The sequence below is a fragment of the Hydrogenophaga sp. T66 genome, from assembly GCF_057219855.1.
In genome coordinates, this window is sequence record NZ_JBXVVX010000001.1 from 207,462 (window position 1) to 220,544 (window position 13,083).

Here is a 13,083-nt window from a genome sequence, read left to right on the forward strand (position 1 = left end):
TGATTTACCCATGTGAAATTCATTTCGGTTAGGTAAAATCGCCGACCCATCACCGGAGACCGCCATGAGCAAAGCCTTCGCCTCGCAGGCCGACCTGCAGGACAAAAAGATCAGCTTCGAGCAACTCAGCGCCCACTGCTGGGCCTACACGGCCGAAGGCGATCCGAACTCCGGCGTCATCATCGGTGAGCGCTACATCCTGGTCAGCGACACCACCGCCACGCCGGCCATGGCGCAGGACCTGATCCGGCGCATCCGCGCCATCAGCGACAAGCCGATCAAGTACGTGCTGCTCACCCACTACCACGCCGTGCGGGTGCTGGGCGCCAGCGCCTTCATCCCGGAAGGCGCCACCGAAATCATCGCCAGCCGCGGCACCCACGAGCTGATCGTGGAGCGCGGCGCGCAGGACATGAAAAGCGAAATGGAGCGTTTTCCGCGCCTGTTCCGCGGCGCCGACACCGTGCCGGGCCTGACCTGGCCGACGCTGGTCGTGGGCGACGGCACCCCGGGCCGCCAGGGATCGATCGAGCTCGACCTGGGCGGCGTGAAGGTGCAGATCTGGCACCCCGGCCAGGGCCACACCAAGGGCGACACCATTGCCTGGGTGGAGGAAGAGGGCGTGTTGTTCAGCGGCGACCTCGTGGAGTACGAGGCCGGCGTCTACACCGGCGACGCCCAGCTCGCCGAATGGCCGGCCACGCTGGAAGCCCTGCGCGCGCTCAACGCCCGCGCCATCGTGCCCGGTCGGGGCGAGGCCATGGTTGGGCACGACAACGTCAACAAGGCCCTCGACTACACGCAGCGCTGGGTCACCACGCTGTTCGAGTCCGCCCGCGAGGCGGCGGCCGCCGGCATGGACCTCAAGGCGGCCATGGCCCACACCCGCCAGCGCATGGACCCGCTGTTCGGCCATGTGTTCATCTACGAGCATTGCCTGCCCTTCGACGTGAGCCGCGCCTACGACGAGGCCAGCGGCATCAAGCACCCGCGCATCTGGACCGCCGAGCGCGACAAGGCCATGTGGGACGCGCTGCAGGCCTGAGCGCCGGTCGCCTTGCCCGCCGCCAGCCGCCTTCGGGCGGTTTTTTGGCGTCTGGGGCCGCAGCCTCTACCATGCGCGTCCCATGTCCCCCAACCCCTTGCAGCACGCCCTGACCGACTGGGCGGTGATCGCCGTCTTTGGCGTTGTCTACCTCGGCATGTTCCTCGGCGGGCTGCCGCGGCTGAAGCTGGACCGCTCGGGCGTGGCCTTGCTGGGCGCGATCGCGGTGATTGCCATCACCGGCATGCCGGTGGCCGAGGCGGCGCGCGCGATCGACCTGCCGACCATCCTGCTGCTGTTTGCCTTCATGGTGATCTCGGCCCAGATGCGCCTGGGCGGCTTCTACGCCGCGGTCACGCGCCGCGTGGGCGTCTTGCCGGTCGGGCGGGCTGCCTTGCTGGCCGCGCTGATCGCGGTGTCGGCGGGCTTGTCGGCGGTGTTTTCCAACGACGTGGTGTGTCTGGCGATGACGCCGGTGGTGGTGCGCCTGTGCCTGCGCCGGGGCTGGCACCCGGTGCCGTTTCTCCTGGCACTCGCTTGCAGCGCCAACATCGGCTCGGCCGCCACGCTGATCGGCAACCCGCAGAACATGCTGATCGGCTCGGTGATGCAGCTGCCGTTCGCGGCCTACGCCCGCGCGGCGGCGGTGCCGGTGCTGGTGGGGCTGATCGTCTTGTGGGCCTGGGTGGCCTTTGCGCCGGGCCAGCCGGTGGTGGCGGACCGGCCAGCGACTGCGGGTGGGACCGGCGATCCGGCCGTGGGCTTTCCGGGGGGATCGCCGGAACACACGCCGGGAAACTTGCCCGATGAGCCGCCCTTTGACGCCTGGCAGACCGCCAAGGGCCTGGGGGTGGCGGGCGCGCTGATGGGGGTGTTCCTGTTCACCGACGGCCCGCACGAGGTGGCTGCGCTGGTGGGGGCGGCGGTGCTGCTGTTGAGCCGGCGGCTGGCGAGCCCGGCGTTCATGCGGCTGGTGGACTGGCCACTGCTCGTGTTGTTCATGGGCCTGTTCGTCGTCAACCACGCGTTCGCGGCCACCGGCGTGGCCCACGAGGCGGTGGCCTGGCTGGGCGCGCGCGGCGTCGTGCTGGGCGAACCGTCCACGCTGCTGGTGGTGGGCACGGTGCTCTCCAACCTGGTGTCGAACGTGCCGGCGGTGATGCTGCTGTTGCCGCACCTGGCGGGGGAGCAGGCCGGGGTGACGCTGGCGCTGGTGACCACCTTTGCGGGCAACCTGCTGCTGGTCGGCTCCATCGCCAACCTGATCGTGGCCGACCTGGCGCGCGCGCAGGGTGTCGTGATCGACTGGCGGACCCACGCCCGCACCGGCGTGCCGGTCACGCTGCTGTCGCTGGCGGGGGTGGCGTGGTGGGTGGCCTGAGGCTGACCGCGGTCACCGCCCCTGGGCCAGTTGCCGCGCGTCGTCCTCGTAGCCCTTGAGCACGCCGAGCGCGTGTGCCCGCTGCGCCGGCGAGGCGCTGTTGTGCACGGCCGCGGCCATTGCGCAGCCGTGGCGCAACAGGGCCTGCAGGTGCTCGTTGTAGCCCGGCGTGGGTGAATCGGTGAAGCGGGCGAGGTGCGCCCGCACGAGTGCCTCGGCCTGCGCGGGGTCGGCCTGCGCGCGGGCGACGGTGTCGCGCAGGTCGGCCTGGCGCCGTTCGCGTTCGGCCTGGGTGCGGGCGGGATCGAACGGGCTGGCCCGGAGTTGCTCGCGCACCAGCGCGCGCTGCGCGGCGCTCAGGCGCCCGTAGAGGCGCTCGTAGCGCTCCACCGCCTGTTCGGTGCGCCGCTCCAGCCGCGCGGTCTCGTCGCCCCGCAGGAAGTCGCGGGCAAAGTCGCGGTTGCTGCGCGACTGGCGGCGCGCGAGGTGCTGCTGCTGCTCGGCCGTGAGTTGCGTGGCCAGGCGGGCCAGCGACGGCACGGCGCGTTCACCCAGCGCGTCCAGCCGCTCCCGCACGCCGTCGAACTGGCGGCAGACCTGCTCGCCACTCAAGGCCCCGGGCGCCAGCGCCTGCCACTCGCGCAGCAGCGCGGCCCAGCGCGGCAATTCCTGCTGGCGGTGCCAGCGCCACAGCGCATCCAGTTCGGTGTGCAGGGCCGCACCCTGCGCGTCGTCGAGGTCGGCGTAGCCGTCGATCCACCACACCGCCAGGTGCGGCGCCTGGGGGTAGGCCAGGCGCGCGACGGTGCAGGCCGCCAGCGCGGCGGACACGCCGATCGCCAGCAGGGTGCGGGCGATAATCCGGCGCCACCCGGCGCGGCGCCGGGCATTCACCGGAGGAGGGGACATGGCGTTGGACGTGGTGGTCATGGCGGCCGGCAAAGGCACGCGGATGAAGAGCAGCCTGCCCAAAGTGTTGCACCGGCTGGCCGGTCGTGCACTGGCCCAGCACGTGATCGACTGCGCCGCGCGGTTATCCGCCCGGCAGGTGGTGGTGATCACCGGCCACGGCGCCGAGGCGGTGGAGGCGGGCCTGAGCGCGCCAGCCGGTGGTGAGCTGCGTTTTGTGCGCCAGTCACCGCAACTCGGCACCGGCCACGCCGTGCAGCAGGCCGTGCCGGTGTTGCCGGACGACGGCGTGACCCTCGTGCTGTCCGGCGATGTGCCGCTGACCCGCGCCGACACGCTGCAGGCCCTGCTCGACGCCTGCGGCGGTGAGCGCCTGGCGCTGCTCACGCTGGAATTGCCCGACCCCACCGGCTACGGCCGCATCGTGCGTGGCGCCGACGGGGGGGTGCAGGCCATCGTGGAACACAAAGACGCCACCGAAGCCCAGCGCGCCATCACCGAGATCTACAGCGGCATCATGGCGGTGCCCACGCGCCTGCTGCGCGGCTGGCTGGCGCGGCTGGACAACCGCAACGCCCAGGGCGAGTACTACCTGACCGACGTGGTGAAGTTCGCGGTCGCCGATGGCGCCGCGGTGGTCGCCCACCGCATCGCGGATGCGGTGCAGGTGGCCGGCGTGAACAGCCCGGCGCAGCTCGCCGAGCTGGAGCGGGCGCACCAGCGCCGGCTGGCCGAGGATCTGATGGCCGACGGCGTGCGGCTGGCCGACCCGGCGCGGCTCGACGTGCGCGGCACGCTGACCTGCGGTGCGGATGTGGAAATCGATGTGAACTGCGTGTTCGAAGGCGCCGTCTCGCTGGGCGACGGCGTGCGCATCGGCGCGAACTGCGTGATCGCCAACGCCCGCATCGAGTCGGGCGCGGTCATCCACCCGTTCACCCACATCGACGGCGAGCGCGCCGGGGTGCAGGTGGGACCGGGCGCGCTGGTCGGGCCGTTTGCGCGGCTGCGCCCCGGCGCGCAGCTGGGCGCGCAGGTGCACATCGGCAATTTCGTCGAGGTGAAGAACAGCACGCTGGCCGCCGGCGCCAAGGCCAACCACCTGGCCTACCTTGGCGATGCCACGGTCGGGGAGCGGGTCAATTACGGCGCGGGCAGCATCACGGCCAACTACGACGGCGCCAACAAGCACCGCACCGTCATCGAGGCCGACGTCCATGTGGGCAGCAACTGCGTGCTGGTGGCGCCGGTGACGATCGGCGCGGGTGGCACGGTGGGTGGTGGCTCCACCATCACCAAGGACACACCGCCGGGCTCGCTGGCGGTGGCTCGGGGCAAACAGGTGGTGATCCCGAACTGGCAGCGCCCGGCCAAGGCGCCGAAGGGCTGAGCGCCCCCACTCAGCGCAGCACGCCGTGGCGCGAGTCGCCGCGCGTGGAGCGGCGCTCGGCGTCCGGGTCGAGGTCCATCAGACCGGACAGGCCCATCACCTCCGAGTCGCGGAAACCGGTGTTGCCGCTGTACAGGTGGTCAAAGCCGGAGAGCTGGCTTTCCAGGTCCTTCAACACGCTGTCGCGGTCGGCCTCGCTGAGCTTGCGCGACGGCACCTCGGCGCCGGCCTTGGGCTTGGGCAACTCCGCCAGGTTGAGCTGGGCGCGGAAATCGGCGGGCGAGGGCATGCGGTGGATGCCGTCCTTGAGGAACACAAAACGCACGCCCGCGGTGCGCAGCATGCGGTTCTTGCGCTTGACCGCATCGGTGCGGGCCTCGGCGTTGGCCAGGTGGTGGCGCTCGATGTCGAAGGCGAAGGTGGGGCGCCCGTCCGGTGCGCAGACCACGAAGTCCACCGACAGGTCGGCCAGACGCTCCTTGGCGGTCTTTTTGTCCACGGCGCGGCGCACCGACAGCATCTGCCGCAGCCCCACGTTGGGCAGCACGACCTGACCGGGGAAGGTGTCGTGCAGGTAGTCGAGCATGCTCACCTGCTGGGCGGAGAGGATGCGCTCGGGGGCGTAGCGGTCGTCGCGGCCGTCGTCCTGCCGGCGCACGTACCGCTGAAACAGCAGCACACACAGCACCACCAGCACCACCGCGATGCCGATGCCGACCCACATCATGTTCATTGGTAACCTCCTGATACGCGTTGTTGCTTTTGTCTGACACCGGATTGTAGAGAGGCCTCCCCGGCGCGTGGCCCAAGGGAACACCCGGGTATGCAGAAAACGCGCCGCGCTGTGTGGTTTGTATCAACCGGCGGGGGTGGATGAGTACCGATGGGTGCTCAGCGCACCGGCAGGCGTGGCTCGAACTTGCTTCGCTTGGTGCTGAAAAATGCCTTCAGGTTTCGCACGTTGGCGTCCGCCGTGAAGAGCCGCTGCGTCAGCGCGAGGTAGGCCGGCATGTCGCTCACGTGCACCACCAGCACGAAATCCGGCCCCGGGCTGACGCGCCAGCACTGCTGCACCGCCGCCTCGGGCACCACGCGCGCCTCGAACGCCTCCAGCGCCTCCGCCCCCTGGCGCTCCAGCGTCACCTCCACCAGCGCGGTCAATCCATGGCCGGTCGCCTGCGCGAGCCGCTCGGGCGACAGCAGCGCCACCTCCCGCTCGATCAGGCCCAGCGCACGCAGCCGCTTCACGCGGCGCAGGCAGGTCGGTGGCGAGAGGTGCGCGGCCTCGGCCAGCGCCTGGTTGCTGCGGGCGGCGTCGGTTTGCAGCAAGTCGAGCAGGCGTCGGTCGGCGTCGTCAATGACAAAAGATTCCATAAAGCTGCGCACTTTGATTTTTTAGATTATCAATTCAGAGAGATGAAATTTTCAGTTGAAAGTCATTGAAAGTCGACCGATAAATTCGCCGGGTCCTGCCTACGATGCGGCCGATTCAATCCAACGGAGGCGGACATGTGCGGAATCGTGGCGGGCGTGGCGGGGCGCGACATCGTGCCGGTGCTGGTGCAGGGCTTGCAGCGGCTGGAATACCGGGGCTACGACTCCTGCGGCGTGGCGGTCCACGCCGGCGGGTTGCGGCGCGCGCGCAGCACCGCGCGGGTGGCTGAACTGGCGACGCAGGTGCAGACGGAGGCGATCGCCAGCGGCACCGGCATCGCGCACACCCGCTGGGCCACCCACGGTGCGCCCGCCGTGCACAACGCCCACCCCCATTTCAGCGCGGGTCCGAAGGCCGCGCCGGGCGCGGCCGGCCGCGTGGCGCTGGTGCACAACGGCATCATCGAAAACCACGACGAACTGCGGGCCGACCTCACCGCGCGCGGCTACGTGTTTGAGAGCCAGACCGACACCGAGGTCATCGCCCACCTGATCGACTCCCTGTACGACGGCGACGTGTTCCAGGCGCTGCGCGCTGCGGTGGCCCAGCTGCACGGCGCCTACGCGCTGGCCGTGTTCCACCGCGACGAGCCGCACCGCGTGGTCGGTGCGCGCGCCGGCTCGCCGCTGGTGCTGGGCGTGGGCGCCGGCGGCGCCGAGCATTTCCTGGCCAGCGATGCCATGGCGCTGGCGGGCGTGACCGACCAGATCGTGTACCTGGAGGAGGGCGACCTCGTGGACCTGCAGCCCGGGCGCTACTGGGTGGCGGGCCGGGATGGCCGCACGCTGGAGGCCACCGACCGCCCCGTGCGCACGGTGCATGCCCACAGCGGCGCGGCCGAGCTGGGGCCCTACCGCCACTACATGCAGAAGGAAATCTTCGAGCAGCCGCGCGCCATCGCCGACACCCTCGAAGGCATCGCCGGCATCACGCCCGAACTGTTCGGCGACGGCGCCTACCGCAGCTTCAAGGCCATCGACCGCGTGCTCATCCTGGCCTGCGGCACCAGCTACTACAGCGGCTGCGCCGCCAAGTACTGGCTCGAATCCATCGCCCGCATTCCCACGCAGGTCGAGGTGGCCAGCGAATACCGCTACCGCACCAGCGTGCCGGACCCGCGCACGCTGGTCGTCACCATCAGCCAGAGCGGCGAAACCGCCGACACCCTGGCCGCCCTGCGCCACGCCCAAAGCCTGGGCATGCACGAGACCCTGACCATCTGCAACGTGGCCACCAGCGCCATGGTGCGCGAGTGCAAGCTCGCCTACATCACCCGCGCGGGCGTGGAAATCGGTGTGGCCTCCACCAAGGCATTCACCACCCAGCTCGCCGGCCTGTTCCTGCTCACGCTGGCGCTGGCCCAGGTGCGCGGTCATCTCAGCGAGGCCGACGAGGCCGCCCACCTCAAGGCGATGCGCCACCTGCCCGCCGCGCTGCAGGCCGTGCTCGCGCTGGAGCCGCAGGTCATCGGCTGGGCCGACGATTTCGCCCGCATGGACAACGCGCTCTTCCTCGGCCGTGGTCTGCACTACCCGATCGCGCTGGAAGGCGCGCTCAAGCTGAAGGAAATCAGCTACATCCACGCCGAGGCCTACCCGGCCGGCGAACTCAAGCACGGCCCGCTCGCGCTGGTGACCAGTGCGATGCCCGTGGTCACGGTGGCGCCGAACGATGCGCTGCTGGAAAAGCTCAAGAGCAACATGCAGGAAGTGCGCGCCCGCGGCGGCGTGCTCTACGTGCTCGCCGACGCCGACACCCGCATCGCCAGCGGCGACGGCATTCACGTCATCCGCATGCCGGAGCACTACGGCGCCCTCAGCCCGCTGCTCCACGTGGTGCCGCTGCAGCTGCTGGCGTACCACACCGCGCTGGCCAAAGGCACCGACGTGGACAAGCCGCGCAACCTGGCCAAGAGCGTGACGGTGGAGTGAGGCGGCGCCTTCCTTCGCCTCGGTGAACCTGAAAAGTGAGGTCCGTCGGAAGAAAACAGCGCTGCCGGAAACTCCACCAAAAACTGCAATCAGTCGCTACCGACAGGTTACGTTTCCTCCAAGACTTGCCAGATGCTTCCAGATCCCACAGAGCGGAACTGCTCCAACTGATTGCTGAGTCGGTACGGCGCTTGGAAGGCAACTCTGCAGAACTTGCGGGTGTTCGGTGCTGAGACCTTGGCGGGCAGCTTTCAGCGACAACCGGTCTTTCATGATGCGCTCTCAGTTCTCGTCGAGAAGCGCCTGCGACTGGCCGGTTTCAGGCGCCCAATCTGCCGGTGTTCTTGGCTCGACTCGGCCACAAGCCGTCCTCCCCGACGGCAACGGTCTCGGCCAGATGCTGCACAAAGGCACGCACCCGTGCCGACAGGTGCCGGTTCTGGGGGTAGAGCACATGAAAGGGCCGGGATCGGCCACTGTGGCCCTGCATCACCTCGACCAGGTGGCCGGCCTTCACCGCCTCGCGGGCGACGAAGTGGTAGATCTGGAACAGCCCGCCGCCCGCGGCCGCCCAGCCCACGCCGGCCAGCACGTCCTCGTGCACGCGCTGTCGGCTCTTGAAGCCGAAGTCGATGTCCTCGCCCTCGGGGGTGCGCAGGATCCAGGGCATCGGCCGGCCCGAGCTGGGCACCACGAACTGGATCAGGTCGTGCTGGCGCAACTCGTCCAGTGTCCTGGGTTTGCCGCGCCGGCGCAGGTACGCCGGTGAGCCGAAGATGCCTACGGTGGCCTCCTCCAGCTTGCGGGATACCAGACGCGAGTCCCGTGGCTCGCCCAGGCGGATGGCCAGGTCGTACCCGTCCTCGACGAAGTCGACGTTGCGATTGGAGACATTGAGCTCGACCTCCACGCCGGGGTACGCGGCCATGAAGCCGGGCAGCATCGGCACCACGCGGTGGTGGCCGTACACCGTGCCTACGCTTACACGCACCAGCCCCTTGGGCTCGGCCTGCTGTCCGGTCAGCGCGCGTTCGGCCTCGGCGATCTGCTCGAGTGCCTGCTGGCACTGCGCGTGGTAAAGCTCGCCTCCCGGCGTGAGCCGCACGCTGCGTGTGGTGCGGTTGAACAGACGCACCCCCAGGCGCGTTTCCAAGCGGCTGATCGAGCGGCTCACCGACGCTGGCGTCAGGCCAAGCGACTCGGCAGCACCGGTGAAGCTGCCCAGTTCGGCGGCCTTGCAGAACAATTCGATGCTGCCCAGTTGCACGGGGTCGAAGGTCCGCGTCATTTGTTCATCACTGTAATTAATGAAGTTCTTCGGGTTCAGTTTATGAGATTCGATCGAATCAATACAGTCCTTCCCATCGCGCCACGGTGGCGCGGCAACTCCCAAAGGAAACCTCATGACTTCCCGCATCCTGATGATCGTCACCTCCAACGCCCGCATGGGTGACACCGGCAAGCCCACTGGCCTGTGGGCTGAAGAATTGGCGGTGCCGTACTACGCGCTGGCCGATGCCGGCGTCGAGGTGACGCTGGCTTCGCCGGCCGGCGGCCCCGCCCCCATCGACCCGGGCAGCGTCAAGCCGGTTGGCCAGAACGACCTGGTGGTCGAGCGATTCCTGGCCGATACCGCGCTGCAAGCGCGCATTGCCGCAACGCCCAAGGCCTCGGAGTTCGATGGCGCCGAGTTCGACGCCGTGTTCTTCCCGGGTGGCCACGGCACGATGTGGGACCTGCCTGTCGACGCTGGCGTGACCCGTGCCGTCGAGCGTGCCTTCGAGGCGAAGAAGCTGATCGCTGCGGTTTGCCATGGTGCGGCGGGCCTCGTCACGGCAAAGCGTCCTGATGGCCAATCCATCGTGAAGGACCTGCGCGTCAACTCGTTCACCGACGCCGAGGAAGTGGCCGTGGGCCTGGAGAAGGTGGTTCCCTTCATGCTGGAGACGCGCCTGCGCGAACTGGGTGGGCGCTTCGAGGGCACGGGCAACTGGCAAGCCTTTGCGATCCGCGACGGCCAGTTGATCACCGGGCAGAACCCGCAGTCGTCGCACCTGGTGGCGCAAGAGCTGCTCAAGGCGATGCGGACCGCATGAGCACGGCGAGCATCTCCGGGCTGTGAGTCAAGTTGATCGTGGGGCGCTGGGCGTCGGGCGTTGTCGGCCCGACGGGCCGGCCGTGTTTCATCCGACCGCCGGGAGGGGTCAGCCCGTTTCACGTCCTTGTCACATACATTTCCATAATTGTCGAAATGTGGAAGTTTTTCGAGCGCCCCAGCAGGACGTGTCTGAAAACAACAAGGCTTTGGAGAATCGCATGAACATCGGCATCAACGGCATGGGACGCATCGGGCGGCTGGCGCTGCGGGCGGCCCTGGGGGCGGCGGAGCGGCCGGCGGACGATCCGCGGGCGGGCAACCGGCTGCGGGTGGTCCACGTCAACGAGATCAAGGGTGGCGTGGCGGCCACGGCGCACTTGCTGGCCTTTGACACGGTGCAGGGTCGCTGGCGTGCGGACATTGGCGCCGATGGCGAGACCGCGCTGCGCATCAATGACCAGCGCCTGGGCTTCTCCGCCCACGCGGCGCCGGGCGACATTCCGTGGGGCGAACTGGGGGTGGATGTGGTGCTGGAGTGCACCGGCAAGTTCCTCACGCCCGAGACCTTGCAGGGGCACCTCGACCGTGGCGCGAAGCGCGTGATCGTGGCCGCGCCCGTGAAGACCGGGGGGGTGCTGAACGTGGTGGTCGGCGTGAACCACGACCGCTACGACCCGGCGCGCGACCGCATCGTCACCGCCGCGAGCTGCACCACCAACTGCCTGGCGCCGGTGGTGAAGGTGGTGCACGAGTCGATCGGCATCCGCCACGGCCAGATCACCACGATCCACGACCCGACCAACACGAACGTGGTGGTCGACGCCCCGCACAAGGACCTGCGCCGCGCCCGCAGCGCCATGGCCAGCCTGGCGCCCACGACCACCGGCAGCGCCACCGCCATCGCGCTGATCTACCCGGAGCTCAAGGGCAAGCTCAACGGCCACGCCGTGCGCGCCCCGGTGCTCAACGCCTCGCTCACCGACTGCGTGTTCGAGTTGCAGCGCGCCACCACCGCCGAGGAGGTGAATGCGCTGTTCGAAGCGGCTGCGAAGGCCGGGCCGCTGCAGGGCATCCTGGGATTTGAGACCCGCCCGCTGGTGAGCGCCGACTACGCCCGCGACACCCGGTCGAGCATCGTGGACGCGCCTTCCACGCTGGTGACCGATGGCACGCTGCTCAAGGTGTACGCCTGGTACGACAACGAGATGGGTTACGCCTGCCGCATGGTCGATCTGGCCTGCCACCTCAACGCCGTCGGCATCTGACGCGCCCGCCGCTTCCTGCATGCTGCTGTCATGAACGCCGCTGTCCGCCACTACGCCATCGTCACGGCCGCTTACTGGGGCTTCACGCTCACCGACGGCGCGCTGCGCATGCTGGTGCTGCTGCATTTCCACCAGCTGGGTTATTCGCCCTTCACGCTCGCCTTCCTTTTCCTGCTGTACGAGGCGGCCGGCATCGTGGCCAACCTCGTGGGGGGCTGGCTCGCCACGCGCCACGGCATCACCCGCATGCTCACCGTGGGCCTGGTCACGCAGATCGCCGGCTTCACGCTGCTGTCTTTCCTCGACCCGGGCTGGACAGCGGCGGCGGCCGTGGCCTGGGTGGTGGTGGCGCAGGGCGTGTGTGGCGTGGCGAAGGATCTGACCAAGACCGCCAGCAAATCGGCGATCAAGGTCACCGCCGCGCAGGCGCGCGAGGACGGCGCGGCCGGCAGCCAGCTCTTCCAGTGGGTGGCCTGGTTCACCGGCAGCAAAAACGCCATGAAGGGCGTCGGCTTCTTTCTGGGCGGTGTGCTGCTGCAGACGCTGGGCTTTCGCGGCGCGCTGTGGCTGATGGCGGCCTTGCTGGGCGTGGTGTTGCTGGGCGTGGTCGCGGCGCTGCCGCGGCTGATGGGCAAGAGCAAGGCGTCGTCCTCGGCGAAGGAACTGTTTGCCAAGAACGCCGGCATCAACGCGCTGGCCGCGGCCCGGGTGGCGCTGTTCGGGGCGCGCGATGTGTGGTTTGTGGTCGGCGTGCCGGTGTTTCTGTACGCCCAGGGCTGGACCTTCACCATGGTCGGCGGCTTTCTGGCCGCGTGGACCATCGGCTACGGCGCGTTGCAGGCGCTCGCGCCGCAGATCGTGCGGCGCAGCGACGACGGCCTGAGCCGCGAGGTGCCGGCCGCGCGCGCCTGGTCGGCCGCCCTGGCGCTCGTGCCGGCGGCGCTGGCGGCGGCGGTGCTGGCCGGTGTGCCGCACCTGCCGTGGGTGGTGGTGGGAGGTCTGGCGGTGTTTGGCGTGGCCTTCGCGGTGAATTCCTCGGTCCACTCCTACCTGGTGCTGGCCTACGCCGGCAGCGAAAAGGCGGCGGAGGACGTGGGCTTCTATTACGCGGCCAACGCGCTGGGCCGCTTCCTGGGCACGCTGCTCTCCGGGCTGCTGTATCAGGCGGGCGGGCTGGTGGCGGTGCTGGGTGGATCGGCCTTGATGCTGGCCCTGTGCTGGGTCATCACCTGGCGGCTGCCGACCGTGCGCGACACCGACGGCCCGGCGGCCCTGCCCGTCGCCGGGAGCCGGCCATGAACGAGATGGACGCGGTGGCGGCGCTGGGCGCGCTCGCGCAGGACACCCGGCTGCGCATCTTTCGCGCCCTTGTGCAGGCCGGGCCTGACGGTCTGACCGCCGGATCGCTGGGCGAGCGGGTGGGGGCGGCCCCGAACACCCTGTCATTTCACCTGCGCACGCTCTGCCACGCCGGCCTGCTGACGCAGCAGCGCGACGGTCGGCACCTGATCTACCGGGCCGACTTTGCGCGCATGAATGCCCTGCTGGGCTATCTCACCGAACACTGCTGTGGCGGCCAGCCCTGTGGCGAGCCGGTCAGCCTGCCGGCCGTGTGCCAGACCTGTTGAT

The 13,083-nt window shown here is 69.3% G+C and carries 12 protein-coding genes; 8 read left to right on the forward strand and 4 right to left on the reverse strand.

The window, feature by feature from the left end; genetic code table 11:
- Nucleotides 1-64 precede the first annotated feature (64 nt).
- Both AC2D80_RS00945 and AC2D80_RS00950 read left to right on the forward strand, forming a co-directional pair.
- Nucleotides 65-1,045: an MBL fold metallo-hydrolase gene (locus tag AC2D80_RS00945; protein WP_484631100.1), complete on the forward strand. Its 981-nt coding sequence runs from the start codon at nucleotides 65-67 to the stop codon at nucleotides 1,043-1,045.
- 82 nt (nucleotides 1,046-1,127) lie between these two features.
- A complete protein-coding gene (locus AC2D80_RS00950) occupies nucleotides 1,128-2,426 on the forward strand; it encodes an SLC13 family permease (RefSeq protein ID WP_484631101.1) in 1,299 nt (432 codons plus the stop codon).
- Between the two features lie 12 nt (nucleotides 2,427-2,438).
- Here AC2D80_RS00950 and AC2D80_RS00955 read toward each other — a convergent pair whose 3' ends face one another.
- Complete coding sequence (locus AC2D80_RS00955) at nucleotides 2,439-3,335, reverse strand: DUF6279 family lipoprotein (RefSeq protein WP_484631102.1); 897 nt, start codon at nucleotides 3,333-3,335, stop codon at nucleotides 2,439-2,441.
- On the opposite strand from AC2D80_RS00955, the gene glmU reads away from it, so the two are divergent.
- Nucleotides 3,334-4,725 (forward strand): bifunctional UDP-N-acetylglucosamine diphosphorylase/glucosamine-1-phosphate N-acetyltransferase GlmU, encoded by a 1,392-nt coding sequence (gene glmU, locus AC2D80_RS00960; RefSeq protein ID WP_484631103.1) that lies wholly within the window; start codon nucleotides 3,334-3,336, stop codon nucleotides 4,723-4,725. The two genes, AC2D80_RS00955 and glmU, sit on opposite strands and share 2 nt — an antisense overlap.
- 10 nt (nucleotides 4,726-4,735) lie before the next feature.
- On the opposite strand, the gene AC2D80_RS00965 is transcribed toward glmU, so the two are convergent.
- A complete protein-coding gene (locus AC2D80_RS00965) occupies nucleotides 4,736-5,458 on the reverse strand; it encodes a DUF2726 domain-containing protein (RefSeq protein WP_484631104.1) in 723 nt (240 codons plus the stop codon).
- A 158-nt stretch (nucleotides 5,459-5,616) separates the two neighbouring features.
- Nucleotides 5,617-6,099, reverse strand: coding sequence for an Lrp/AsnC family transcriptional regulator (locus AC2D80_RS00970; protein WP_484631105.1), 483 nt, complete (start codon nucleotides 6,097-6,099; stop codon nucleotides 5,617-5,619).
- A 135-nt stretch (nucleotides 6,100-6,234) separates the two neighbouring features.
- On the opposite strand from AC2D80_RS00970, the gene glmS reads away from it, so the two are divergent.
- Nucleotides 6,235-8,091: a glutamine--fructose-6-phosphate transaminase (isomerizing) gene (gene glmS, locus AC2D80_RS00975; RefSeq protein WP_484631106.1), complete on the forward strand. Its 1,857-nt coding sequence runs from the start codon at nucleotides 6,235-6,237 to the stop codon at nucleotides 8,089-8,091.
- Nucleotides 8,092-8,410: 319 nt separating this feature from the next.
- On the opposite strand, the gene AC2D80_RS00980 is transcribed toward glmS, so the two are convergent.
- Nucleotides 8,411-9,379 (reverse strand): LysR family transcriptional regulator, encoded by a 969-nt coding sequence (locus tag AC2D80_RS00980; RefSeq protein ID WP_484631107.1) that lies wholly within the window; start codon nucleotides 9,377-9,379, stop codon nucleotides 8,411-8,413.
- Nucleotides 9,380-9,494: 115 nt separating this feature from the next.
- On the opposite strand from AC2D80_RS00980, the gene AC2D80_RS00985 reads away from it, so the two are divergent.
- The 4 genes from AC2D80_RS00985 to AC2D80_RS01000 all read left to right on the forward strand — a co-directional run bounded on the left by AC2D80_RS00985 (nucleotide 9,495) and on the right by AC2D80_RS01000 (nucleotide 13,082).
- Nucleotides 9,495-10,187, forward strand: coding sequence for a type 1 glutamine amidotransferase domain-containing protein (locus AC2D80_RS00985; RefSeq protein WP_484631108.1), 693 nt, complete (start codon nucleotides 9,495-9,497; stop codon nucleotides 10,185-10,187).
- Between the two features lie 220 nt (nucleotides 10,188-10,407).
- Nucleotides 10,408-11,454: an ArsJ-associated glyceraldehyde-3-phosphate dehydrogenase gene (locus AC2D80_RS00990; RefSeq protein WP_484631109.1), complete on the forward strand. Its 1,047-nt coding sequence runs from the start codon at nucleotides 10,408-10,410 to the stop codon at nucleotides 11,452-11,454.
- Between the two features lie 30 nt (nucleotides 11,455-11,484).
- On the forward strand, nucleotides 11,485-12,753 hold the full coding sequence (gene arsJ, locus AC2D80_RS00995) for an organoarsenical effux MFS transporter ArsJ (RefSeq protein ID WP_484631110.1): 1,269 nt from the start codon (nucleotides 11,485-11,487) through the stop codon (nucleotides 12,751-12,753).
- On the forward strand, nucleotides 12,750-13,082 hold the full coding sequence (locus tag AC2D80_RS01000) for an ArsR/SmtB family transcription factor (protein WP_484631111.1): 333 nt from the start codon (nucleotides 12,750-12,752) through the stop codon (nucleotides 13,080-13,082). The genes arsJ and AC2D80_RS01000 overlap by 4 nt, the downstream gene beginning before the upstream one ends.
- Nucleotide 13,083: the final 1 nt, after the last annotated feature.